This is a genomic window from Maribacter corallii (genome assembly GCF_047345415.1).
In the GTDB taxonomy this organism is placed as follows: domain Bacteria; phylum Bacteroidota; class Bacteroidia; order Flavobacteriales; family Flavobacteriaceae; genus Maribacter_C.
This window is the reverse complement of record NZ_JBLFEP010000001.1, coordinates 707,711-730,310: the sequence shown is the minus strand read 5'-3', so window position 1 is coordinate 730,310 and position 22,600 is coordinate 707,711. Positions and strand designations below refer to the sequence as shown.

The 22,600-nt window shown below is 42.2% G+C and carries 25 protein-coding genes; 14 read left to right on the top strand and 11 right to left on the bottom strand.

The annotated features are described in order from the left end of the window. Positions 1-3: 3 nt before the first annotated feature. From ACKWCA_RS03365 to ACKWCA_RS03335, 7 genes are all read right to left on the bottom strand, one after another. Positions 4-429, bottom strand: coding sequence for a DUF2452 domain-containing protein (locus ACKWCA_RS03365; protein WP_413976722.1), 426 nt, complete (start codon positions 427-429; stop codon positions 4-6). Positions 430-444: 15 nt separating this feature from the next. Next, positions 445-984, bottom strand: a complete 540-nt coding sequence (locus tag ACKWCA_RS03360) for a glutathione peroxidase (RefSeq protein ID WP_413976721.1) — start codon at positions 982-984, stop codon at positions 445-447. Between the two features lie 52 nt (positions 985-1,036). Continuing rightward, complete coding sequence (locus tag ACKWCA_RS03355; RefSeq protein ID WP_413976720.1) at positions 1,037-1,258, bottom strand: hypothetical protein; 222 nt, start codon at positions 1,256-1,258, stop codon at positions 1,037-1,039. A gap of 62 nt (positions 1,259-1,320) precedes the next feature. Further along, positions 1,321-1,491 carry a Lacal_2735 family protein gene (locus ACKWCA_RS03350; RefSeq protein ID WP_413976719.1) on the bottom strand — a complete coding sequence of 57 codons (171 nt, stop codon included), beginning with the start codon at positions 1,489-1,491 and terminating at the stop codon, positions 1,321-1,323. A gap of 172 nt (positions 1,492-1,663) precedes the next feature. After that, positions 1,664-1,900 (bottom strand): hypothetical protein, encoded by a 237-nt coding sequence (locus ACKWCA_RS03345; protein WP_413976718.1) that lies wholly within the window; start codon positions 1,898-1,900, stop codon positions 1,664-1,666. Between the two features lie 19 nt (positions 1,901-1,919). After that, complete coding sequence (locus ACKWCA_RS03340; protein WP_413976717.1) at positions 1,920-2,051, bottom strand: hypothetical protein; 132 nt, start codon at positions 2,049-2,051, stop codon at positions 1,920-1,922. 13 nt (positions 2,052-2,064) lie between these two features. Then, positions 2,065-4,452 (bottom strand): TonB-dependent receptor, encoded by a 2,388-nt coding sequence (locus ACKWCA_RS03335; RefSeq protein ID WP_413976716.1) that lies wholly within the window; start codon positions 4,450-4,452, stop codon positions 2,065-2,067. A 235-nt stretch (positions 4,453-4,687) separates the two neighbouring features. Here ACKWCA_RS03335 and ACKWCA_RS03330 point away from each other — a divergent pair, with 235 nt between their 5' ends. Together ACKWCA_RS03330 and ACKWCA_RS03325 are read left to right on the top strand one after the other, a co-directional pair. Beyond that, positions 4,688-5,773 carry a sensor histidine kinase gene (locus ACKWCA_RS03330; protein ID WP_413976715.1) on the top strand — a complete coding sequence of 362 codons (1,086 nt, stop codon included), beginning with the start codon at positions 4,688-4,690 and terminating at the stop codon, positions 5,771-5,773. Positions 5,774-5,795: 22 nt separating this feature from the next. Continuing rightward, positions 5,796-6,554, top strand: a complete 759-nt coding sequence (locus tag ACKWCA_RS03325) for a LytR/AlgR family response regulator transcription factor (RefSeq protein ID WP_413976714.1) — start codon at positions 5,796-5,798, stop codon at positions 6,552-6,554. Positions 6,555-6,606: 52 nt separating this feature from the next. Here ACKWCA_RS03325 and ahcY read toward each other — a convergent pair whose 3' ends face one another. Further along, positions 6,607-7,923, bottom strand: coding sequence for an adenosylhomocysteinase (ahcY, locus tag ACKWCA_RS03320; protein WP_413976713.1), 1,317 nt, complete (start codon positions 7,921-7,923; stop codon positions 6,607-6,609). An 85-nt stretch (positions 7,924-8,008) separates the two neighbouring features. Between ahcY and ACKWCA_RS03315 the strand changes: the two genes are divergently transcribed. The 8 genes from ACKWCA_RS03315 (at position 8,009) to ACKWCA_RS03280 (ending at position 14,553) form a co-directional block, all read left to right on the top strand. Then, positions 8,009-8,641 carry a 4'-phosphopantetheinyl transferase family protein gene (locus tag ACKWCA_RS03315; RefSeq protein ID WP_413976712.1) on the top strand — a complete coding sequence of 211 codons (633 nt, stop codon included), beginning with the start codon at positions 8,009-8,011 and terminating at the stop codon, positions 8,639-8,641. A gap of 79 nt (positions 8,642-8,720) precedes the next feature. Beyond that, on the top strand, positions 8,721-8,981 hold the full coding sequence (locus ACKWCA_RS03310) for a hypothetical protein (protein ID WP_413976711.1): 261 nt from the start codon (positions 8,721-8,723) through the stop codon (positions 8,979-8,981). Further along, entirely contained in the window at positions 8,965-9,597 is a 633-nt protein-coding gene (gene pnuC / locus ACKWCA_RS03305; RefSeq protein ID WP_413976710.1) for a nicotinamide riboside transporter PnuC, read from the top strand. The genes ACKWCA_RS03310 and pnuC overlap by 17 nt, the downstream gene beginning before the upstream one ends. After that, entirely contained in the window at positions 9,558-10,121 is a 564-nt protein-coding gene (locus ACKWCA_RS03300) for an AAA family ATPase (RefSeq protein ID WP_413976709.1), read from the top strand. The genes pnuC and ACKWCA_RS03300 overlap by 40 nt, the downstream gene beginning before the upstream one ends. Then, positions 10,118-11,659, top strand: coding sequence for a DUF4301 family protein (locus ACKWCA_RS03295; RefSeq protein ID WP_413976708.1), 1,542 nt, complete (start codon positions 10,118-10,120; stop codon positions 11,657-11,659). The genes ACKWCA_RS03300 and ACKWCA_RS03295 overlap by 4 nt, the downstream gene beginning before the upstream one ends. A gap of 315 nt (positions 11,660-11,974) precedes the next feature. Next, on the top strand, positions 11,975-12,280 hold the full coding sequence (locus ACKWCA_RS03290; RefSeq protein ID WP_413976707.1) for a hypothetical protein: 306 nt from the start codon (positions 11,975-11,977) through the stop codon (positions 12,278-12,280). A gap of 309 nt (positions 12,281-12,589) precedes the next feature. Next, entirely contained in the window at positions 12,590-12,895 is a 306-nt protein-coding gene (locus ACKWCA_RS03285; RefSeq protein WP_413976706.1) for a hypothetical protein, read from the top strand. A gap of 299 nt (positions 12,896-13,194) precedes the next feature. Then, a complete protein-coding gene (locus ACKWCA_RS03280) occupies positions 13,195-14,553 on the top strand; it encodes a sigma-54-dependent transcriptional regulator (RefSeq protein ID WP_413976705.1) in 1,359 nt (452 codons plus the stop codon). Here the strand turns inward: ACKWCA_RS03280 and ACKWCA_RS03275 are convergent. Then, positions 14,528-17,002 (bottom strand): hybrid sensor histidine kinase/response regulator, encoded by a 2,475-nt coding sequence (locus ACKWCA_RS03275; protein WP_413976704.1) that lies wholly within the window; start codon positions 17,000-17,002, stop codon positions 14,528-14,530. The two genes, ACKWCA_RS03280 and ACKWCA_RS03275, sit on opposite strands and share 26 nt — an antisense overlap. 334 nt (positions 17,003-17,336) lie before the next feature. Between ACKWCA_RS03275 and ACKWCA_RS03270 the strand changes: the two genes are divergently transcribed. After that, positions 17,337-19,601 (top strand): TonB-dependent receptor, encoded by a 2,265-nt coding sequence (locus ACKWCA_RS03270; protein WP_413976703.1) that lies wholly within the window; start codon positions 17,337-17,339, stop codon positions 19,599-19,601. 4 nt (positions 19,602-19,605) lie between these two features. Continuing rightward, positions 19,606-20,511 carry an ABC transporter substrate-binding protein gene (locus tag ACKWCA_RS03265; protein WP_413976702.1) on the top strand — a complete coding sequence of 302 codons (906 nt, stop codon included), beginning with the start codon at positions 19,606-19,608 and terminating at the stop codon, positions 20,509-20,511. Between the two features lie 78 nt (positions 20,512-20,589). On the opposite strand, the gene ACKWCA_RS03260 is transcribed toward ACKWCA_RS03265, so the two are convergent. Beyond that, on the bottom strand, positions 20,590-21,027 hold the full coding sequence (locus ACKWCA_RS03260; RefSeq protein ID WP_413976701.1) for a Rieske (2Fe-2S) protein: 438 nt from the start codon (positions 21,025-21,027) through the stop codon (positions 20,590-20,592). A 242-nt stretch (positions 21,028-21,269) separates the two neighbouring features. On the opposite strand from ACKWCA_RS03260, the gene greA reads away from it, so the two are divergent. Together greA and ACKWCA_RS03250 are read left to right on the top strand one after the other, a co-directional pair. Next, positions 21,270-21,746 (top strand): transcription elongation factor GreA, encoded by a 477-nt coding sequence (greA, locus tag ACKWCA_RS03255; RefSeq protein ID WP_413976700.1) that lies wholly within the window; start codon positions 21,270-21,272, stop codon positions 21,744-21,746. 116 nt (positions 21,747-21,862) lie between these two features. Beyond that, positions 21,863-22,255: an HIT family protein gene (locus ACKWCA_RS03250; RefSeq protein ID WP_413976699.1), complete on the top strand. Its 393-nt coding sequence runs from the start codon at positions 21,863-21,865 to the stop codon at positions 22,253-22,255. Here ACKWCA_RS03250 and ACKWCA_RS03245 read toward each other — a convergent pair. Next, entirely contained in the window at positions 22,242-22,598 is a 357-nt protein-coding gene (locus tag ACKWCA_RS03245; RefSeq protein ID WP_413976698.1) for a hypothetical protein, read from the bottom strand. The genes ACKWCA_RS03250 and ACKWCA_RS03245 overlap by 14 nt on opposite strands. Positions 22,599-22,600: the final 2 nt, after the last annotated feature.

Sequence of the window (22,600 nt, the reverse complement as noted above, 5' to 3'; positions counted from 1 at the left end):
CTCTTATTCCGCTGTTTGAACTTGAATTTCTATACGATCCCATAATTTATCGGCATTTAATTTGAAGGTGCCCACGTAGTCAAAATTGCACTCCTGAGGTGCGATCACCGATAAAAATGCCTCTTGCTTTTTATTTCTATAGAGGTGGTAGGTGTTGCCCACAACAGGCTCGAAATTGAATTTCGCGCTGTAGACCAGGTTATTGTATTCAAATCGTTCGATCAATGCATCGTACTCTTGTTTGAGCTCAAGGTATTTGGCATTGATCTGCTTGTTGACCGCATGGATATTCCTGTTTTTCCAGGCCACGGTATCGGTAGTGGTGATCGCCGGGGCGCCCACGTCGGAAGCGTACGGTTTGAGTGAGGCATCGTAACGCTGTGTTATTTCGTCAAAAACGACATTGTCGGGTTTCTTTTTGGTAGACATGTACGGATTTTAGAACTAGCTGAAGTGTTTCGTAATCTTCGAACTCATGGGTTTGGTAATAGAGTAGAAGTAATCTATCAAGCTACCTTTATCATCAATCAAATATTTTTGAAAGTTCCATTTGACCGAGCTGTTTTTGACGCCGTTCAATTCTTTTTGGGTCAACCATTTGTAAAGTGGATGTTGCTGGGGTCCTTTTACGTCGACTTTTTCCGTCAATAAAAAAGTAACACCAAAATTACGTTCACAAAAAAATTGTATTTGATTTGCCGATCCAGGTTCTTGCTTGCCAAATTGATTGCACGGAACGCCGATTACTACGAGCTGGTCTTTGTAGGTATCATTGAGTTCTTGTAAATCGCGGTATTGCGTCGTGAAACCACATTCTGAAGCAACATTGACTATGAGGATATGCTTTCCCTTAAAATCGGATAGTTGCACGGCTTCGCCCTGTAGGTCGGTAAGTGCGATATGGTAAAAATGAGCTTTTGGTCGGGACGCGGTTTTTGATATGTTGGGGGAAGATGGGACTTTTAATTTTTCAAGTAATTTCATATCAAAAAAATAGAAGAAGACCGTGGCATCACCACGGCCACTACTTTACAGCTTAAATTGTCGGATTACCCTTCAGCCGCTTTTCTATTTTTTTCTTCAAAACAGTTAAACGCTTCATGATATCCATCAATTCGACCTCTTTGGTCTCTTTATAAATCTCGTTTATTTCTAAGATGAGAGCTTTTACTTCCCTTGAGGAAGAAACTCGATCACTTGTGGTCATTCCGGACATTTTGCGTCCTTCAAATTCGGCCACTCTTTCCATTAAATCCATATACTACTATTTTCTTGTAAATACTCTAAATTAAGGCTAAATAAAGCTAATTTTTTTCAAATTCAAGCTAAATTTTCCATTTGTTTTAGAACTTCTTCAGCCTCCGCTACTTTTTCGTCACTTAACCTTCTATTTGAGGTCGAAAGCTTATGCGCTTCGCCCATCAATTTCTTGTACTTGTCTTGAAGTACTTCTTTTTCCGATTTTTTCTTAAAAAGATTAAATAGCGGCATAGTAAAAAATTTACAAGAATAATCCTACTCTAGAAGTGTAAATATACAAAACGTTTAATGATTTAAATATTTTATTAAACAAAATAACAGATTTTTAACGCTGTGAAAGCCTGATCTGTTCGGGACAGAATGGAATCACCGGCCGTCGTAGATCTTATGGACGAGTTGGTTTTTACCATAGTTCCGTACATTCAAAGCCCGATTTGCGAAGTTCTTGGGCCAAAAATGAATTGACGGATAGGCTTGCATTGATGCGCAGAATGTTGTCCTTATCCTCTAGATCGAAGTTCCAATTCCTTTTACCTACTATGGTATTAAGTAAGTATTCGATTTTTTGAATATCGCCCGTATCCACTACGGAAGTTCTGAAGATTGATATTTCCTTATTTTCTACGACCGTGTTTTTCATGCCATTTTCAATTGACTTGTTATGCTTTTTTGCGTTCAATGGACAAGCTACCGCTCCACCAAATTGTTTTTTGCAAGCTTTCCAACAATCTTCTTCTTCTACTGTCGGAAAGGGTCACTACCTTCATCTTGCTATTAGACTTTGATTCCATAGTGTTGTTACATTTAAAATTGAAATTTGTATCCAAAGTCAGGAAAGAATCCGATTTGGTTTACTTGATCCACCTGATTGGTCAAGCGGTTATACCGTCTGGTGAAAATGTTTTCGTTGGCGGTTACGTTTTGTAAGTCGACGTAGAATTGATGTGATCGCTTCTTTTTAGAGCTATTGATTTTCAGACCGAACTTGAAATCCCACCGAAAATAAGGGTCGAATTGTTCGCTGAACGCTAAGCCGTCTTCCAAAACTTCAAAACCGAATTGTTGTGAGGCCTGTAAATTAACAGGAGTATAGTAGCGTCCCCCAGACGTGGTTAACCTTGTGTCAAGAAATAAGATGTTCTTCCTGGTCTTTCCCACCTTGAATTCGCGTCCTGCCAATAGATTGACCACATATTCGTTATTGAACGGCGTGTTGCGCTCAACACCATCACTTCCCGTATACTTACTTTGAAAAAATGATCCGGTCAAGAGTCCGTAATAGCCCTTGTTAAAGAACCGTTCTAGCGTAAGCTCGATACCACGATTGTAGCCCGTACCTTCATTGATAAGGGAAACCCTATCGTTATCGAACCCGAAATCGGCTCCCTCGGTCAAGGTGGAATAGCTTGATGGAAACGATTCTACCCCTGCCTTATCAATATCTTGGTAATACACTTCAAGTTTCCCTCTCCAGTTTTGGGCCAGTTTCACATCATACCCAAGAACAAAATGGTTGCTCCGCACGAAATCGAGTTCTTTATTGGTCTGAATCAAGTTGCCATTGACGTTTTCGTTTAGAAACAGAATGGGCAAGGGTAGCTGTTGTTGATGAAGGCCGTACCCCAGATTGAGGGTGTGGCTGGGCGCAACTTGGTAGGTCATGGCCGCCCTGGGTTCTAAAGCGAACTGATCGTTAAGACTGCTGTATTGCGAATGTAGTCCCGCGTTCAGGGTCAGGTTTTCGGTCAATCTGAATTGTGCTTGAACAAAGGGTTGTACCAGTAGCACATTTTCATCGATATTCCTAAAAGTGAACAGGTCAGGATTGCCATCACCATCGGTATCGGGTTGTTCCGTGCGATCTTGTAACAGGCTTTCTACGCTAAAATTCTCGGCTAGTACTCCCATACGCAGCGTACTCTTATTATTCAACTTTGAATTGAAGAGTGTGGAAAACGTCAAGCGATTTTCCGACTCATCTGCCAAGGTGTAGCGGATGGTGCTTTCTTGAGGAGTATCGATGTTGACGAAACGGTCTACCTTAAAATCATTTCCGGAAAATGAAGTGGAGACAATGCTCCTCAAATACGAATTATCCCCAATATTGATTTGATGTTTTAGACCTACTACGCCAAAGCGTGATTTGACAAAGGTATTTTCATCCTCTGCGGCGAAAAGGTCATCGGGATCGATGTCATCCCCTAAAAAATCGATATCCGAAGACCCAAGGATACCAAATAGTGAGAGCATACCTAGATTACCTCTTCCAAAGTTTACATTGAACGAAAGGTCCGTGTAGTTCGGAGCGGCCGATGTACCTCCCGCCCCTACACCAAGTAATCCGATCAGCGAGTAGCGAATCGCGACCAAAAAAGACCCGTTCTTTTTTCCGAGTGGACCTTCACCCATGGCCTCAAGACCGGTGAAGATGCCCGATTGTAAGGTGTATTCATAATCATCGGTATTTCCATTTCTAAAACCCAGATCAAAAACACCTCCAAGGGCATTGCCATATTCAGCAGCAAAGGCCGAAGTCAGAAAGTCAGAGTTTTTAAGCATGTTCGGATTGAGGGCGGACACGGGTCCGCCAGTGGTTCCTGCAGTGCCAAAATGATTAGGACTTGGAATAGGAATTCCTTCTAAACGCCATAGTAGACCGGTTGGAGAATTTCCTCTGACCACAATATCGTTCCGGCTATCATCAGGGGAAGATACCCCCGCGAAATTAGCGGCCAAGCGACCGACATCGCTTCTACCACCCGAAAAACGGGTGACCTCTTCAAGTCCGAACTGCCGGGTCGATACCGTCGACATCTTATTCAACGGTTGGTCTTTATTGGTATTGCTGGTGAGCACTACCTCTTCGAGCTGTTCAAAAGCCTCGGTGAGACCGATATTGAGAAAAACGTCTTTGCCGGTGGTCACTTCGATATTAGGTACGGTATAACTTTCGTATCCGATATAGCTAATGCGGATGACCTGCCTTCCAGTGGGAACAGCATTTAGGCTAAAGCGGCCATTCTCATCGGTAACGACTCCTTTTGCATCGGTAGTATTCAATAGTTCGATTGTGGCGCCCATTAACGGGCTTTCAGATTGTTTGTCGTTGACAACACCCTTGATGGTTCCGGTTTGTGCTTTGCCCATTGTGACCAGTCCAATTGCAAGTAAAAATAGATAGTTCTTCATCATTTCATTTTTTTAAGATGACCAAATATGTACTCAGAACTTTCGCATTCCTAATAAAGAAACCGTAGTTGTTATTTAAAGCGTTGGACTGTTGAATATCGCTTTTGACCTGCAATGAATTCTCATATGGATACGCTTTCTCAGGTCAAGGCGTATTTATGACAATTCAAAATGATATTCAACATTACAGCGTGGTCAGCGAGATGGTTTTGCAACGAATACCTATTTTTAGGGTACTATGCTTCGAATATTTAAAAACAAATCGATACGTAAATTCGGATTTCGCTTTTTAGTGGTGCTCGTTATCTTTTTTGGGGTCAAGCTGACAATCAACCATGGTGAAGAGGAGGCCTTGTTTAATCCGGCTTCCTTATTTTACTTCTCTTCTGCGCTCTTTTTGACCCTTTTCACTTGGGAAATCAATGATTTCTTGATCAAAAGGCAGCTGAAGACCCGTACAGGATTGGATTTTCAAAACAGTTTGAAAATTCTAGCGATGACCATGGTATTTTTGATTCCAGTTTCTGCTTTTGTCTATTACCTAGGTATTTACGAACTCGATCATATCTGTCAGATCAATGCCGCTGATAAAGGCTTGCAGTTTCGAGTGGACTGGATTCGGGCGTTACTCTTAGGTCTTACGATCATCGTTTTCAATAGCTTCTATTTCGCTACGAAACAAAAAAAAGACTTGGAGCTGAAGATGGATCAGCTTCAAAAAGAGATCATGACGTCAAAATACAAATCGTTGAAAAGTCAGATCAGCCCGCATTTTTTGTTCAATAGCTTGAATACATTGACTTCTTTGATGTACGAAGACCGAGATATCGCCTCGGATTTTGTAACCCGTTTGGCCTCCAGTTACCGTTATATTTTGGATAATAAGGAAGCCGATGTGGTCAGCCTAGAGAAAGAATTGGGTTTTCTCGATTCCTTTATCTTCATGATGAACGTACGCCATACCGATTCAATCCGTATCGAGACGAAGATCGGGGTTGGGGCTTCGGATTATTCTATTCCGACACTGTCATTACAGATGTTGGTGGAAAATGCCATGAAGCACAATTATTTTTCGAATGAAAAACCGATGCATATCAAAGTGTATACCGTAGGTAAAATCGCCCTTGTGGTAGAAAATACCCTAAGAAAACGTGAACTAAAAGAAGAATCGACCCAATTGGGAATCAAGAACATTCAAAAAAGATATTCGTTCTATACCAACCAGCAGGTCACTGTTGAGTCAGATGATTCTTGTTTTAGGGTTACCATGCCCTTATTGGATCGAAGTGTTTTGGAAAGTCCCGTATTAACGGTTTCTGGATAGATATACTAAAAAGACCTATGATTTGAAAGCTGTTATCGTTGAAGACGAACATATCGCCTCTAGAAGGTTGGCCCAGCTGATCTCAGAGCTAGCGCCTGAAATTGAAATCGTAGGGCAACTTACTTCCGTGGAAAATGGTTTAGCATGGTTTAAGGACAATCCTTTGCCGCAATTGATTTTCTTGGATATCCAACTCAATGATGGTTATGGGTTTGATATTTTAGATCAGTTGCAAGAGCATCCACCTGTCATTTTTACGACTGCTTATAACGAGTATGCGATTCGAGGTTTTAAGTACAATGGATTGGATTACCTCTTAAAGCCTATCGACAAGAACGATCTCCGCACAGCCTTGTCCAAGTTTCGAAGGACCAATGGGACTTCGCCAAAAGTATGGGACAATCAAAATCTCGAACAGATCCGTAACCTATTTCAAAAAGAGTACAAACATCGTTTTATGGTGAAGGTGGGTAATCAGTTCAAATCGTTCAACGTTTCGGATATTGCCTATTTTAAATCGAATGAGGGGTTGATTTTTCTTCATATGTTTACAGGTCAGGCCTATCCTGTTGAGTATTCCCTAGATCAGTTGGAGGAGATATTGAATCCTGTTCAGTTTTTTAGGATCAACCGTAAGTTTATGGTCTCGGTCAATTCTGTGGAGGAAATCCACACCTATTTCAACAGTCGATTGAAGCTCAAGATATTACCCAAGGTCGAAGAACAGGTAATCGTCTCTCGAGAACGGACTACGAAGTTTAAAAAATGGCTCGATATGTAGCTAAAAAAACCCTCACGATTGGTGAGGGTCTCGAAGCTTAATAAGGCCTTGTCTAGTACCTGTAATATTCAGGCTTGAAGGGCCCTTCTACGGTTACCCCGATATATTCCGCTTGATCTTGTCGTAATTCGGTAAGCTCTGCTCCAAGGCGAGATAGGTGTAACTTGGCTACCTTTTCATCTAAGTGCTTTGGCAGCATGTATACCTCATTCTTATAGTTGTCACTATTTTTCCATAGTTCGATTTGCGCCAAGGTCTGGTTGGTGAAGGAATTACTCATCACAAAACTTGGGTGGCCAGTTGCGCACCCTAAGTTGACCAGACGTCCTTCTGCCAAGACAATGATGTCTTTCCCTTCAATGGTATATTTGTCTACCTGTGGTTTTATTTCGTCTTTGGTGCTGCCATAGTTTTCATTCAACCAGGCCATATCTATTTCATTATCGAAGTGACCGATATTACAGACAATGACTTTGTCTTTCATTGCTTTGAAGTGCTCCCCTTGAATGATATCCTTGTTTCCTGTAGTAGTGATGACCACATCGGCCTTGTGCAATACGCTTTCTAATCGTTTTACCTCATAACCATCCATACAGGCCTGTAGGGCACAAATAGGATCGATTTCGGTCACGGTGATGATGGCCCCGGCCCCTCGAAATGAAGCGGCGGTACCCTTACCCACATCTCCATAACCTGCCACCACAACTTGTTTGCCCGCCAACATGGTATCCGTTGCCCTTCGAATAGCATCTACCGCGCTTTCACGACAACCGTATTTATTGTCGAATTTAGACTTGGTTACCGAATCGTTTACATTAATCGCCGGCATTGGCAGGGTTCCGTTTTTTACGCGTTCGTATAAGCGGTGAACTCCTGTAGTGGTTTCTTCTGAAAGCCCTTTGATTCCTGCAGCCAATTCAGGGTAGGTGTCTAAAACCATATTGGTCAGATCACCTCCATCATCCAGAATCATATTCAAAGGCTGGCGCTCTTCCCCAAAAAACAACGTCTGTTCGATACACCAATCGAATTCTTCCTCGTTCATTCCTTTCCAAGCGTATACCGGAATTCCAGCTGCTGCAATGGCTGCCGCGGCGTGGTCTTGAGTGGAGAAAATATTACAAGAACTCCAGGTGACCTCCGCGCCGAGTGCTACCAAGGTCTCTATTAAAACCGCTGTTTGAATGGTCATGTGCAGGCATCCCGCAATGCGCGTACCTTTGAGTGGTTGTTCGGAACCGTACTCCTCACGAAGCGCCATTAATCCTGGCATTTCGGCTTCGGCCAAATTGATTTCTTTCCGTCCCCAGTCAGCGAGGGAAATGTCTTTTACTTTATACGGTACGTAAGGAAGGGTTTGCGTGCTCATATTCTTTTTTATATTTACTTTCGTTGTACCAGTGATTCCTGGTCTTTTTGCGCTTGCAAAGGTACAAAAACTATAGAAGAACAAAATGCCGCTTTACAATACATTAACGGTTGGCCCAAGTACCACGGTGTACCTTTGGAAAATTGAAGAAACGGAGGCTGCCCTTGCGAAAGACGTCACGCTTACTGAACATTGTCAGCAGCGTATGCATGGGATGAAATCAGAGATGCACCGCAGAGGCTTTCTCAGTATTCGTCATTTGATGGCCGAAGCTGGCTATGTAGACGCCGATCTGTACTATGATGATCATGGTAAACCACACTTAAAGGATGGCAAACGAATATCGATTACCCACTCGAATCATTTTACCGGTATCATTGTTAGTGATATGTATGAAGTAGGCATCGATATTGAAAAACAACGTGACAAAATACTCAGGATTGCCCATAAATTTACTCCGATATCCGAATACCGGACTATTGCCAATACCGAGGCTTTGATACGTAAATTGACCATTGTTTGGGGCTGTAAGGAGGCTTTGTATAAAATATATGCCGAACCCGGACTTAGTTTTTTACACCATATCAGCATCACCGATTTTTCATTGACGGATACCCGAACGCGCGGAGAGATTCTCTATAAAGGGCAACGCTCCGAATATGTCATTTCCTTTATGGAATTTGAAGAGTTTACCTTAGTATATGCACACAATACCTAAGAAATGACAAAGGCCATTCGTATTCAAATGAGCCCTGTTTTTCATACTGATATTGAACACTTTTTTTGAACCTTGATATATGAATATCTCAATAGAATTGACATTCTCCCCTTTACAAAATGATTTTGAAGATCACATTATAGCTTTCATCAAAAAGTTGAGAAGTTCGGGCTTGACCGTGATGGAAAATCCCTTGAGTACTCAAGTGTATGGTAACTACGACACCGTAATGGGTGTGTTGAACGCCGAAATAAAAACGGCCTTTGAATTAATGGATAAAGGGCTATTGTTTATGAAGATCGTAAAAACCGACCGTAGCGATTATGAACCACATTTTTGATTTTTTCCTCGATGCGTATCGTGGAAAGGAAACCTATATCATCATACTCGAGGGCATTGTTTTCTTTACCGGTATTTTGAGTGTCTGGTACGCGAAAAAGGAGAATATTTTAGTATATCCGACCGGGCTGGTGGCCACGGTAATCACCGTATACCTTTTTTTTCGTGACGGGCTATTGGGCGATATGATGATGAATTTCTATTGGTCGGCCATGAGTATATATGGCTGGTGGAACTGGTCTCGGAAAAAAGACAATCAAAAAGTAGTGCAAATTTCAAGAACGACCCCTAAGGAAAAAGGCATAGGCGTAGGTTTATTTTTGGCGACCATGGCCATCAACTTCGGAGTATATCGCGTATTTGGCTATGAAATTGCGCCTTCGAACTATATCGATATTTTTACCTCTGGCCTCTTCTTTACCGCGATGTGGTATATGGCTTTGAAGAAGTTGGAGAATTGGACCCTTTGGATTATCGCCGATTTGATTACCATACCCTTATATGCCTATCGTGGTTGGGGTATGCTGTCCTTACAATATGTTATCTTTACCGTACTCGCTATTCAGGCGTATGTTGCATGGAAAAAAAGTATAGACAAGAGCCTTCAGATATCGTAAAAGTGGTTTTGTTCGGCCCTGAATCGACCGGAAAAACGACCCTTTCCGAACAGCTCGCCCGACATTATCACACCGTATGGGTTCCCGAATATGCGCGTGAGTATTTACAGGATAAGTGGAATAACGAACGGAAGACCTGTGAGCCCCATGATCTGCTACCTATTGCTGCCGGACAAATGCTTCTGGAAAATAAATTGACAAAGAAAGCTACGGATGTGCTTATCTGTGATACGGATCTGTTGGAGACAAAAGTATACTCTGAAGCCTATTACGTTGGACATTGCGACCCTGTTCTGGAGAAGTTCGCTCTTGAAAACCGTTATGATCTGTACATTTTAACCTATATCGATGTGCCTTGGGAAGGCGATGACTTGAGGGACAAGCCCAATCAACGTCAAGAAATGTTTGCCTATTTTAAAAATACTTTGGAAAAGTACCATCGTAATTATATACTTGTAAAAGGAGGGAAAAAGAAACGCTTGGAAACTGCAGTGGAACACATTGATAAACTATTGAAAAAATGAGTGGAATTTCAGAAAACGACTTACGTACATTGGAACAAAAGGGCATATCACGTGAAAAAGTCAATGCCCAAATTGAAACCTTCAAAGAAGGTATTCCCTTCGTTGATTTGGAAAAAGCAGCCATTGTTGGCGATGGAATTTCAAAGTTTTCCTCTGCGGATGAAGCGGATTTGATCAAGACTTTCGAGGAATCAAAAAACAATCTTTCCCTACTGAAATTTGTTCCGGCCTCGGGGGCAGCATCCCGGATGTTCAAAGCACTTTTCAACTTTTTGGATGCCTATGACCCGTCCGAAGAAAGTATGGCTGCCTATATAGACCGAACAGGGGATTCCGCCATGAAACAATTTTCGCAGCACCGCCAAAACTTCCCTTTCTATGATCTAGTTCAAAATAGAATTTCGGGTGAAGCGAATTCAGATGACGAGGAGGTCTACCTTTTCGTAAAGGAACTGCTCTCCGATAATGCGTTGAACTATGGTTTTTATCCCAAAGGATTGTTGCCTTTTCACAAGTATGGAGAGCATACCGCTACGCCGTTTGAAGAACATTTGAAAGAAGGGGCCAATTACGCGAAATCGGCCGGTAGGGCAATGCTACATTTCACGATATCGGAGCAACATACGCAACTATTTTCAACCGAGTATAATACCGTATGGGAACGTGTGTCAGCGGCAACGGATACAGCCTTTGACGTAGACTATTCCTATCAAAAGGCTTCTACGGATACCATTGCCGTGAATATGGATAATACGCCCTTTCGTAACGAGGATGGTTCCTTATTGTTCCGACCAGGTGGCCATGGAGCCCTTATAGAAAACCTCAATGAACAGGATACCGATATCATTTTTATCAAGAATATCGATAATGTGGTTGTTCCTGAAAATACGGCTGCGGTTACACACAGTAAAAAAGTGTTGGCGGGCTTATTGATGAAAATGCAGAAAAAAACCTTCGCCTATGCCAAGTTATTGGAGGCCCATCAAGTCAGTGACGCTCATTTGGGGGAAATCAAGGACTTTCTAGAGGAGAATTTAAACGTTCGTTTTTCGAACACCTATGATTCTTTGACTACTGAAAACAAGGTGAAGGTATTAAAGGATAAAATCAATCGTCCTATTCGAATTTGTGGGATGGTCAAAAATGAAGGAGAACCCGGTGGAGGGCCATTTTGGATTAAGGATGCCAACGGAAATGTTTCGTTACAGATTATCGAGTCCGCCCAAATCGATACGGCCGATGACGCACAAATGGGCATCTTAAAGAACGCCACGCACTTTAATCCGGTTGATTTGGTTTGTGGGGTGCGCGACTTTCAAGGAAAGAAGTATAATCTTTTAAATTTCGTCGATCATAAGCAAGGCTTCATTACGGCAAAGACGAAAGATGGTAAAGATTTGAAGGCACTTGAACTTCCAGGGCTCTGGAATGGGGGAATGGCCTTTTGGAACACGCTTTTTGTTGAGGTAGCTTCAGCCACTTTTAATCCTGTAAAAACCGTGAACGATTTACTTAAGCTCTCTCATCAGGTCAGCTAGAACAGGCATAGCGAACTTCAGGCATTTGATCGAGTTCGATCCCAATCAATTTTAGACCCGCCCGAGAAGATAGGGTTTATAGTATAACTCCCTGTCCCTCAATACCTCGCCGAAATTAAAGTGTGTAAGACTTACACACTTTTCTGTTTAATTACACACTGCTATACAATTAGCTCACAAACATTTATTTTCTAATAACCTGATATTCAGATAATTGAGTGTTTTGAGAGGTAGGAAACCCACATGGCATCATTTTCCCATATATCTAAGTGATTTTCAAAACAAATAAAATCTAATTTTTTAAAACACTGTAAGATGAAAAAAGTAGTATTAATGGCAGCATTTTCCTTGGGAACAATGACTGCTTTTGCACAAGAAGAAGAAACTGCGGTAGAATCTGTAGCAACTGAAGTAATGGAAGAGCAAGAAGCTTTTGCCGAAATCGCCCTTGAAGCATTACCGGAGGCGATTACCACGGCATTGGAAGCCGCGCATCCCGGTGCGACAATTTCCAAAGCTTATGTGAATGAAGCAGCACAGTACAAATTAGAGGTTGCCAAAGAAGATGGTGAATCAGTTGAGCTTTACGCTGATGCCGAAGGTAACTGGATTGAAATGTAGTTAGTATACGGCGTATACGTATACACGAGTTAGTTTGATTGTTTAAAGCCCGCCTTCATTGGTAGGGCTTTTTTGTTAATTCAAATACCGAATTCAAGATAATCCTATCAAGGATATTCTTAAAATTGGCTAGATCCTTTCGTTTACTTTTTACACGTTTCGCGGGATGACTACACACAATTATACACCGCTAAAAATGAGGCTTGGAAATAATGTTTTGAAATTCAGCGAGTTACAAAAATCAATGGTTTTGGTATCATATTTTCAATAGAATTGACAAGTTTAATTATGAACGTAAAAATTAAAATCATGAAAAAAATAATAGTAGTAGTAGCATTAGTTTTTGGAAGTTTGACCACGTTTGCACAAGATGCCGAGACTTCTGTTGAAGAAGTAGCAACGGAAGCGGCCGCAACCCAAGATGAATTTTCAGAGATGGCGGTTGCTGAATTACCGGAAGCGGTAACGGCGGCGGTAGCGAAGAACTACCCAACAGCTACAATCGATAAGGCCTATGTAAACGAAGCCCAGCAGTTCAAGTTGGAAGTTTCATTGGAAGATGGTACTTCAGGAACTTTGTATGCTGATGCTGAAGGTAACTGGATAGAATTATAAGAGTAAACTTGAGTTATTTGTTTTGTATCAAGTTGGTTTGGTCGGAAAGGGAATGTTTAACATTCCCTTTCTTTTTTGTATCGAACAATCTGACCCCTAATCATACCATTTGAATTTACTTCGCCAGTGCAAATAGACCCTACGTAAAGTGGGGTCTTTTTCTTTTGACATGTGCCTAGATTCGGGTCCTGGATGGTGTTGAAAAATAGGTTGATTTCGACATCTTTTATGATAAATTTAGAATCGAGATAGCTCTCATGTCCTAATTTTACGTAGATAGATAAAACTACTTTGTTTTTATGCCAAACATCTTGATTATCGAGGATGACGCAGCATTCTGTCAGATGTTGCAGCGTTTCTTGACCAAACGTGGATACGACGTTCAAACCAGCTTCAATGCGCCCGAGGCGAAATCAAAATTCAAGAATACGAATTTCGATTTGGTTTTGACAGACCTTCGTTTGCCTGATTATGACGGCATTCAGTTACTGGGAGACATCAAAGCCGTTAATCCTCAAACCCAGGTGATATTAATGACGGGTTATGCGGAGGTAGCCTCAGCGGTAGATGCTATGAAGAAAGGTGCATTCGACTATATATCGAAACCCTTTACCCCTGATGATATCGTACAATTAATCGAGAAAGCGCTCGATGCCCCCTCCAAAGCATCCATTAAAGAAGTTGTCAAATCCCCACTGGCAAAGACCTCGGAATCTGGACAAAACAAAACCAATACGAAAATCACAGGAATCAGTGAGGCATCAAAGAAATTGGATGAGTACATAAAGTTGGTCGCACCTACGGATATGTCAGTACTGGTCACCGGGGAAAGTGGTACTGGCAAGGAAGTGACTGCAAAAGCGATACACGACAATAGTCATCGAAGCAAGTATAATTTTATTGCGGTAGACTGTGGTGCCATCCCTAAAGAATTGGCGACGAGCGAATTCTTCGGTCACCTCAAAGGAAGTTTTACAGGTGCGGTTGAAGATAAGATAGGAAACTTTGAGGCAGCAAATGGAGGAACCTTATTTTTAGATGAGGTAGGTAACCTCTCGTATGAAAATCAAATACAGTTGTTGCGGGCATTACAAGAAAGAAAGATCAAAAGAATAGGCAGTACTAAAGAGATCGAAGTCGATGTACGTATCATCACCGCGACCAATGAAGATTTACATGAAGCTGTTGAAAAAGGTGATTTTCGTGAAGACCTATATCATAGGCTAAACGAGTTCTCTATCCATTTACCTTCCTTGGAAGAACGTTTGGAGGATCTTGTTTTTTTTGCGGATTACTTTCTTGAGAAAGCGAACGCTGATCTTAAAAAGGAAGTACACGGATTTTCAGACGTCGTCTGGGAAATATTCAATCAGTATCATTGGCCCGGAAATTTACGGGAGCTTCAAAATGTCATTAAAAGAGCGGTTTTATTGACTACCTCTGATGAAGTGCAATCGGAAGCCTTGCCTAAAGAATTGGTTCATCCTGTAAACAAGCCCAACACCTTGGAGGGATTTTCGAAATCCGAGTTTGAAAAAGACCGGATTATCAAGGCGCTGAAAAAAACGAACTTCAACAAATCGAAGGCCGCAAAACTACTTCAGGTCACCCGCAAAACACTCTACAACAGAATCAATCACTATAACTTGGACTTGTAGCCAAACGCGTTGCCAGAGCAGCAATCAGTACATCGACATGTCGTATCAATTTCTTATGTAATTGCTGTAGCGCATGGTCTCCTAAGGTTTGTTTTTTAGCTAGCTCCATAGTTTCTAGAATAGGGACACAGCTATTTACTTTCAATTGTCTGAACATCGGTAGCATTCGATGGGCCACTTGATTGATGTGCGCATAATCGCCGATAGCAATACCCTCTTTTAGTAGTTCCATATTGGTTCGGGTGTCCCTCAAGAAGGTCTGTAAGACATCGAATATCGCATCTTCGTTGGTCCCAAGAAACGAATGGATAATGTCAAGATTATAAATATCCGATTCATGGTTTATCCGGCGGGCCGGTTGTTCTTGCAACACCTTTTGTTCGGTGTTGACACCTAATAGCTTTAGGGCAGCGACCAGTTCGCCTTTAGAGAACGGTTTCTGCAGCACCTGATCGAATCCGATAGAGATGTAGGCTTCCGGTTCAAGGTCTCTTCGGCCGGTCATTGCAATGACCGGTTGTGATTTGTAATGGGAGTATAATCCTGATTTTAGTTTGTCCAGTACTTCAAAACCAGTCACTTGGGGCATTTGAATATCGGTGAGCACCAGGTCATAATCTAAATGTGAGTCGTGCTCTACTTTGAGGAAATTGGTGAACGTATGCGCAACAATACCCATACTCTCGGCCAATTCTTTCAACATCTGCAAAAGCGAAGTATCATCATCAATGATAAGAAGGCGTAATTTTTTTGCCATATAGGGCGCCTCTTTTTCCTTTTGCCTCACAGGCTTCTCACTCAATTTCAGGGGAAGGGTCAACGTGAACGTACTTCCTTCGTTAACTTTACTTGTCAATTCAAGGGAGCCATGGAGTAATTCGGCCAGCTTTTTGGATATCGTTAGTCCGAGTCCGTACCCTCCGAATCTTTTTTCGGTATCCGTCTCCGCTTGGGTGAATTCCTTAAAAATCAATTCTTGCTTGTCGCTGGCAATACCGATTCCGGTATCGGCAATGGTTATTTTTAGTTCTAGGGCATTGCCTTTACCACTTTTTCCGTTTGCCTTGATTTTTACAAAACCTTCCTCTGTAAATTTAAATGCGTTGCCAATAAGGTTAGAGAGTACCTGGCGAATACGAAAGGGGTCGCCCAAAACGGGTTTGTCGAGCTGAGAGTCTATTTCAAGATGTAGTTTTAATTTTTTATCGCGATACAAGGCTTCGATATTCTCTGCCGTTTCTTGAATAAGATGGGCGGCGACAAAGGGCACCTGTTCGATATTAAGTTTTCCGGCATCCAATTTTGAAAAATCCAAAAGGTCATTGACCAAATTACCCACATAGCCCGATGCAGATTTGACATGCTTCACATATCCTAATTGTTTGTCGTTAAGATCGGTGTTTTCAAGTAGGTCCGTATATCCTCCTATAGTATTCAAGGGAGTACGAAGATCGTGACTGACCGTTGAAATCAATTGTTCGCGACTTTTTAACAGGGATTCGGAATACTTTTTCTCCTTTTCCAACTTTTGGCGATAGGTCTGGATCTTCCAAAAATCACGATTGATCAAAAAGGCGAACAACGATACGATGAGCAAGCCTAACAAGGCTGCGAATCCGGCTAAGCGAATGCTTCGTTTTAGGGCAGCCTGTTTCTTTTGATTGTCGTTATAGGTATTGACTACGACTTCTTGTTCAAACGCACTGATAATGGTCTGCAGCTGTTTGGAAAGTTCCAGATCATTCCGGCTGAGGTCGATTTCCTTTTCGGTAAGTGATCGTTGCGTCTTGGTATTGTTGATCTTCGCTTGGGCCAAAAGTGATTTTGAAGCGTCGATTATGGAATCAATGGTTTTGGCATCGGGCACGGCGGCCGAATCGGCAGGAATATTGGCATTGAGATAGGCCACCCAATCGGCCAGTACTTTTCTCTTGTACGGGGTAAGCTGTTCCGGATTTTTTTCAAAGTTCTCTATCGTGAGTTTCCCATAGGAGGCCTGCATTTTCTTGAACTCTTCCAAGGCCTTGTCTATAGATCTATTGGGGTCTGTATTTACCTTGAGCGAAATGAGATCTTTGCTGTTGGCCACCTTTTGGTTAAGTAATGTCTGAACACTGTCCAATAAGGTTTTTTGATTCGCACTTGAGGTCAGCTGCTTCAGGGTGTCGATCTGTAAAAAGATAGAATCGATTTTTTGTGTGTAGCTGGTAAAGTTGGTTCTTGTTTTGGTTTGAAGTGCCAGTTTTGAGAGGCCCTCCGCTTCATACAGTTCCGTAAGAAAAGCGCCTGTCTTCAAAAGTTTGATGTCATTTTCCAGGGCGGTTTCCGATGAAGTATAGGTTCGTATCTCGGTATAAATAAAGTAACCTGAGACAGCCGCTAAAAAGGCAAGAACGGCATAGCTCAAAATGATTTTCACCGTAAACTTGTTCTTTGGTTTGTTATTCATGGGGTGATCTTGAAAGATATCGATAATATAGATACGTAGATGCCAGAAGTTTTGACTTTTTAGGAAAGTTAATTATTTGTTGTTTTTCTTGGGAGGATTAGTAGATCTAGTGGTATCTTTACACCATCTCAAAGGGGTGCTTTTTTAGATGACGGAATACGTTAGAAAGAAAGGCTGAGATTATACCCAATGAACCTGGGCAGGTAATGCTGCCAAGGGAGGCAATTTTAGCCGTTAGGTACTACAATGTTGCGCTGAAAAAGTTTCAGAAGGCAACAAAAATCATTATTAACATAAGAATAATAGCCCCTTTTATTCGTAAAACTTTTTACGAATGAAACTGCTCTATTCCATTAGTATTCCGAAAGCCGCTCGACAATTAAGCGGTGCAAAGCGATTAGTAAAGAACCACAAGAGCCATCGCGTCAAGACCAAGGTTTTTGCCCTGTTCGCCACCTTTTTAGGTGTGGCAGGGGCGAAATCCCAAGAAACGCCTTCCGATTCTTTAGAAGGCAAAAAGGTTGAAGTCTTAGATGAGGTTTTCGTCTCGGCTATCCGGGTGACCAATGAAACACCGGTAACCTATTCCAATTTGACCAAAGAAGAGATAAAACCTCGAAATCTAGGTCAAGACATTCCTATTCTGATGAACTTTTTGCCATCGGTAGTCACTACGTCAGATGCCGGCGCAGGGGTGGGCTATACGGGAATACGTGTTCGTGGGAGTGATGCAACCCGCGTCAATGTGACGATTAACGGAATTCCGTATAATGATGCAGAATCACAGGGTACTTTTTGGGTGAATATGCCTGATTTCGCTTCATCGACCGAAAGCTTGCAACTACAACGAGGAGTAGGGACCTCCACGAACGGTGCCGGCGCCTTTGGTGCCAGTTTGAATTTGTTGACCGATGGTTTCTCGGAGGAAGCCTATGGTCAAATTTCCTCTTCTATAGGTAGCTTTAATACCCTACGCAATAATTTGAAATTCAGTACCGGAATGCTCAATGAGCATGTAGAGATTTCAGGTAGACTATCTCGGATCACTTCAGATGGTTATATCGATCGGGCCTCTTCTGAACTGGAGTCTTACTTCTTACAAGGGGCGTATAAAGATGACAACACCTTGATAAAGGCGTTGCTTTTTGGAGGTCATGAAATCACGTATCAATCGTGGTTCGGCATCGATGATGCAACACTGGAAAGTGATCGCACTTTTAATCCTGCAGGAATATATACCGATGAAAATGGCAATACCCAATTCTATGACAAAGAAGAGGATAACTACAAACAAGATCACGCCCAATTACTCTGGAACGAGCAATTGAATGAAAATTGGAGCACTAATATCGCCTTACATTATACAAGAGGTCGAGGGTACTTTGAACAATACCGCGAGGATGATGATTTCGCTACCTATAGGTTTGCACCAATCACAGTTGATGGGGAAGCCGTCAACACAACGGACGTGATTCGTCGCCGTTGGCTTGACAATGATTTTTACGGGACCGTTTTTTCAGCCAATTATCGAAAAGATCAACTCAACCTTATTGTTGGCGGAGGCTATAACAAATATGAGGGCGACCATTTTGGAGAGGTGATTTGGTCCCGCTTTGGCAGCACCAATATTCGAGAGCGTTATTATGATGATACTTCCGTGAAGACCGATTTCAACCTATATACGAAGGCCAATTATAGTTTGAACGCCCAGTGGAGTCTTTTTGGTGACGTGCAATACCGGGCAGTAGGCTATCAAGCCAACGGTGTGGAAACCGGCCTCGTCGATGATACCTTCGATTTCTTTAACCCGAAGGCCGGGATAACCTATGATATGAATCAAAATAATAACTTTTACCTCTCTTTTGCCGTCGCCAATCGCGAGCCCAACAGAAACGATTATGAAAATGGAAATCCCGAACCGGAACGGTTGAATGATTGGGAATTGGGATGGCGCTATGTTACACCAACGGTACAGGTGAGCACGAATATGTATTTCATGAACTATGAGAACCAGTTGGTGCTTACGGGAGAGCTCAATGATGTTGGGGCACCGTTACGCGAAAATGTGGGGGATAGTTACCGATTGGGTTTGGAAGTCGATGCAAACGTAGCATTGGGCGATACATTCAATTGGAGCCCGAACGTAGCTCTGAGTACAAATAAAAATAGGGACTTTGTTTTTGAAAGGGACGGCGTGCTACAGAATCTTGGAGATACGAATATCGCCTTTTCACCGAATCTGGTTTTGGGTAATTCGTTCAGCTATAGTCCAGTCGAACACGTTCAAATTACTGCTTTGACAAAATATGTAGGCAAGCAATACATGGGGAATATCGACTCCGAAGGTTCTGTGCTGGACGCCTATTCGCAAACGGATTTGAATTTCCAATATACTTGGGAAGTCGACTCATTTTTCAAGAGCATCACATTTTCGGGCTTGGTCAATAACATCTTTGATGAATTGAATGTCACCAATGGTTATTTTTTCACTTTCGATGATGACTTTTCAAATCCGGGTACCATTACGACGGTTGAGGGAGCAGGGTACTACCCGCAAGCAGGAATCAATTTCCTAGTGGGTGCAACAATAAATTTTTAAACATATGAAACTATTTAAGGTGGCCCTTGATTGGACAGCCAATACAAACCACACGGGATTTTTTGTGGCAAGAGAGAAAGGGTATTATCATGAAATAGGCCTTGAAGTAGAATTGTTGACTCCCGACGTGGATGAGTATAGCCTAACCCCCGCAAAAAGGGTTGAGCTGGGAGAGGCCGATTGCGCATTATGTCCGTTTGAGAGTATTGTTAGTTATCGTACCAAGAAAGATGTTTTTGATGCGGTTGCTATTGCGGCTATTTTCAGGGAAGATTTAAGTGCAATTGTCACTTTGGGTGACAGTCAGTTGAAACGACCGAGTGATTTGGATGGGGCGATATATGCATCGTATCAAGCACGTTATGAAGATGAAATCGTTCGACATATGATCAAGAATGATGGGGGAAACGGGGTATTTGAAATCGTCTATCCAAAAAAACTGGGTATTTGGGAAACCATCGTGACCAAGAAGTATGATGCCACATGGATATTCATGAATTGGGAAGGTATTCAGGCAAAAAACCGAGGCGTATCGCTGAATGAATTTAGACTGGCCGATTACGGAATTCCCTATGGCTATTCCCCTGTAGTTATGACCAGTAGAAAGGCGGTAGCGGAAAACACGATCGACTATTCAAATTTTCTAAGGGCTACGAAAAAAGGCTATCTGTTTGCCCAAGGAAATCTTAAGGAGGCAGTTGATGTGATCACACCTTATGTGTCGGAGCAGGACAGGGATATTGACCTACTTCAAAGCCAAGAGTTCACGGCTCCCTATTACGGTACTGTTGACAATTGGGGTGTTCTTGAAAAAGAGAAGGTCGGGGCCTATTTGAATTGGTTGCGCCGCACAGGTTTAGAACCACAAAAGCTCGGTTTCGATAGCTTGGTATTTGAGGGGTTGGTATAGCGTAATTGCTTTTTCGTGACCCAATACATCCTGCTTCAACCGAAGGGGAGGTTTGTTCGGGTAGTTGTGAACGAAGGGTCAATTTGAAACGATTACCGTATTCCCGCTAAAGGAAGCACGGTACTCTAACATGTCGTAATACCGACGCCCATCATCCGGGCGGTTCAGCATTTGCCCGGTAAAAAGGCTATACTCGTAGTCCTCACACGAACAAGTGGCCACTTGACCACTCATGGTCATTGTAGAGCAACTATTTGGCGCATGATTCGGGCAGCTGGCTTCAAAGGCCCTGAAGACATCAAAACCGGTATTGGTAACAAAGACACCCTTGGTACCTACCTGCTGGTTTCCGACGTAGACGGAACTACCAATATTGGTCAACGGACTGTACAACGGTAAGTTCAAATTCAAATCAAAGGCAAAACCGATTTCTTGAAGAAAAGGGTTCCTGTTTGTCTGTTGTTTATCACAAGAGAGCAAAAAAACAAATAAAATAAAGCCAAAAGTTCTTTTCATAAGCTAGTGTCCATTTAAAAACCAAGAGATCGTTTCGCAAAATGACCGCTGCATCCCTATCGTCTGTTTTAACGAAAATATAACGGAAAAACAGGCTGTCAGAGCGCAATTATGGCATTTCAAAAACGAGCGCTTCGACAAAATTGAGCAAAAAAAATGTATCTTTGCCCCAATCCTCTCTTAAAAAGCCGTGGCGTTGCGGCATGTGCAGAGGATTTTCTTATTTATTAAACGAGGATATCATGAGTAACGTATCTTATTATACCGCAGAAGGACTAAAAAAATTAAAAGAAGAGTTGAATCACCTTCGTGATATTGAGCGGCCCAAGGCATCACAAGCTATTGCCGAGGCTCGAGACAAAGGCGATCTTTCGGAGAACGCTGAATACGATGCCGCAAAAGAAGCACAAGGATTATTGGAGATGCGCATTTCTAAAATGGAAGAAACCTTGGCCAATGCGCGTCTTATTGATGAATCTCAGTTAGACACCTCGAAGGTATTGGTCTTGTCTACCGTTAAATTGAAAAACCAAAATAACGGTATGGAGATGAAGTATACCTTGGTCGCGGAGAGTGAAGCCGATATTAAGACAGGTAAAATATCCGTTAATTCTCCAATCGGAAAAGGGTTGTTGGGTAAGGAAGTAGGTGATACAGCAGAGATAACCGTGCCTAACGGAACCCTGAAATTCGATATTTTGGAGATCACCCGAGAGTAAAAACGTTTTTAATCTTTATATTTAGTCCTATCAAGAACACTGATAGGATTTTTTAGTTCAACACTTGACTTATAGTGCTTTGAACTGAGTAGAGGTGTCAAACACGAAACCTGATTATGCCAACTATCTTTACCAAAATCATCAAGGGTGAAATACCCTGTTACAAAATAGCTGAAGATGAAGATTTCTTCGCCTTTTTGGATATCAATCCGAATGCGAAAGGACATACGCTGTGCATTCCCAAAAAGGAAGTGGACAAGATTATGGATTTAGACGAAGCTACCTATATGGGGCTTATGGCGTTTTCAAGAACAATCGGAAAGGCTATTGAAGCGGCAATGGACTGCCAAAGAGTAGGTATGACCGTTATCGGTCTTGAGGTGCCCCACGTACATGTGCATCTAATCCCATTGGGAGGAATGAGAGATGCGACCTTTCAACATAAAGTCAGTCTGACCGAAGAGGAATTTAGGGGCGTAGCCGAGCGGATTAAATCTAAAATTGAATAAGGCCTGTCGAGAAGAGGTAGCCCCCAATGCCTATAATAGCGATAAAAAACAGCACTAAGAGATAGAACAAGGGCTTTAGTTTCAAGGAAGACTTCTCGGGTTGCATCATTTTTTGATAGTATTCAAAAATACGCTCGATGTCATCGGTCCATTTGGCGGGGTAAATATCCGAACCGCATTTATTGCAGATAATCTGATGGGTCACTTCATTGGTTATGCGATGGTAGAGTTTTGCAAAACGATGTTTCTGGTAAAAGGTAAGTTTCAGATCTTGGTTGAAACATTCCGGACAGTTATTGGTCAGTTCCGCCTCTTTGATCAGTACTAGTTTTTCGATTGCCATGG

Bases quoted from the DNA above. Each gene is read 5' to 3' on its own strand.
- ACKWCA_RS03365 (WP_413976722.1), bottom strand. From the start codon at position 429: ATGTCTACCAAAAAGAAACCCGACAATGTCGTTTTTGACGAAATAACA.
- ACKWCA_RS03360 (WP_413976721.1), bottom strand. From the start codon at position 984: ATGAAATTACTTGAAAAATTAAAAGTCCCATCTTCCCCCAACATATCA.
- ACKWCA_RS03355 (WP_413976720.1), bottom strand. From the start codon at position 1,258: ATGGATTTAATGGAAAGAGTGGCCGAATTTGAAGGACGCAAAATGTCC.
- ACKWCA_RS03350 (WP_413976719.1), bottom strand. From the start codon at position 1,491: ATGCCGCTATTTAATCTTTTTAAGAAAAAATCGGAAAAAGAAGTACTT.
- ACKWCA_RS03345 (WP_413976718.1), bottom strand. From the start codon at position 1,900: ATGAAAAACACGGTCGTAGAAAATAAGGAAATATCAATCTTCAGAACT.
- ACKWCA_RS03340 (WP_413976717.1), bottom strand. From the start codon at position 2,051: ATGGAATCAAAGTCTAATAGCAAGATGAAGGTAGTGACCCTTTCCGAC.
- ACKWCA_RS03335 (WP_413976716.1), bottom strand. From the start codon at position 4,452: ATGATGAAGAACTATCTATTTTTACTTGCAATTGGACTGGTCACAATG.
- ACKWCA_RS03330 (WP_413976715.1), top strand. From the start codon at position 4,688: ATGCTTCGAATATTTAAAAACAAATCGATACGTAAATTCGGATTTCGC.
- ahcY (WP_413976713.1), bottom strand. From the start codon at position 7,923: ATGAGCACGCAAACCCTTCCTTACGTACCGTATAAAGTAAAAGACATT.
- ACKWCA_RS03315 (WP_413976712.1), top strand. From the start codon at position 8,009: ATGCCGCTTTACAATACATTAACGGTTGGCCCAAGTACCACGGTGTAC.
- ACKWCA_RS03310 (WP_413976711.1), top strand. From the start codon at position 8,721: ATGAATATCTCAATAGAATTGACATTCTCCCCTTTACAAAATGATTTT.
- pnuC (WP_413976710.1), top strand. From the start codon at position 8,965: ATGAACCACATTTTTGATTTTTTCCTCGATGCGTATCGTGGAAAGGAA.
- ACKWCA_RS03300 (WP_413976709.1), top strand. From the start codon at position 9,558: ATGGAAAAAAAGTATAGACAAGAGCCTTCAGATATCGTAAAAGTGGTT.
- ACKWCA_RS03295 (WP_413976708.1), top strand. From the start codon at position 10,118: ATGAGTGGAATTTCAGAAAACGACTTACGTACATTGGAACAAAAGGGC.
- ACKWCA_RS03290 (WP_413976707.1), top strand. From the start codon at position 11,975: ATGAAAAAAGTAGTATTAATGGCAGCATTTTCCTTGGGAACAATGACT.
- ACKWCA_RS03285 (WP_413976706.1), top strand. From the start codon at position 12,590: ATGAAAAAAATAATAGTAGTAGTAGCATTAGTTTTTGGAAGTTTGACC.
- ACKWCA_RS03280 (WP_413976705.1), top strand. From the start codon at position 13,195: ATGCCAAACATCTTGATTATCGAGGATGACGCAGCATTCTGTCAGATG.
- ACKWCA_RS03275 (WP_413976704.1), bottom strand. From the start codon at position 17,002: ATGAATAACAAACCAAAGAACAAGTTTACGGTGAAAATCATTTTGAGC.
- ACKWCA_RS03270 (WP_413976703.1), top strand. From the start codon at position 17,337: ATGAAACTGCTCTATTCCATTAGTATTCCGAAAGCCGCTCGACAATTA.
- ACKWCA_RS03265 (WP_413976702.1), top strand. From the start codon at position 19,606: ATGAAACTATTTAAGGTGGCCCTTGATTGGACAGCCAATACAAACCAC.
- ACKWCA_RS03260 (WP_413976701.1), bottom strand. From the start codon at position 21,027: ATGAAAAGAACTTTTGGCTTTATTTTATTTGTTTTTTTGCTCTCTTGT.
- greA (WP_413976700.1), top strand. From the start codon at position 21,270: ATGAGTAACGTATCTTATTATACCGCAGAAGGACTAAAAAAATTAAAA.
- ACKWCA_RS03250 (WP_413976699.1), top strand. From the start codon at position 21,863: ATGCCAACTATCTTTACCAAAATCATCAAGGGTGAAATACCCTGTTAC.
- ACKWCA_RS03245 (WP_413976698.1), bottom strand. From the start codon at position 22,598: ATGGCAATCGAAAAACTAGTACTGATCAAAGAGGCGGAACTGACCAAT.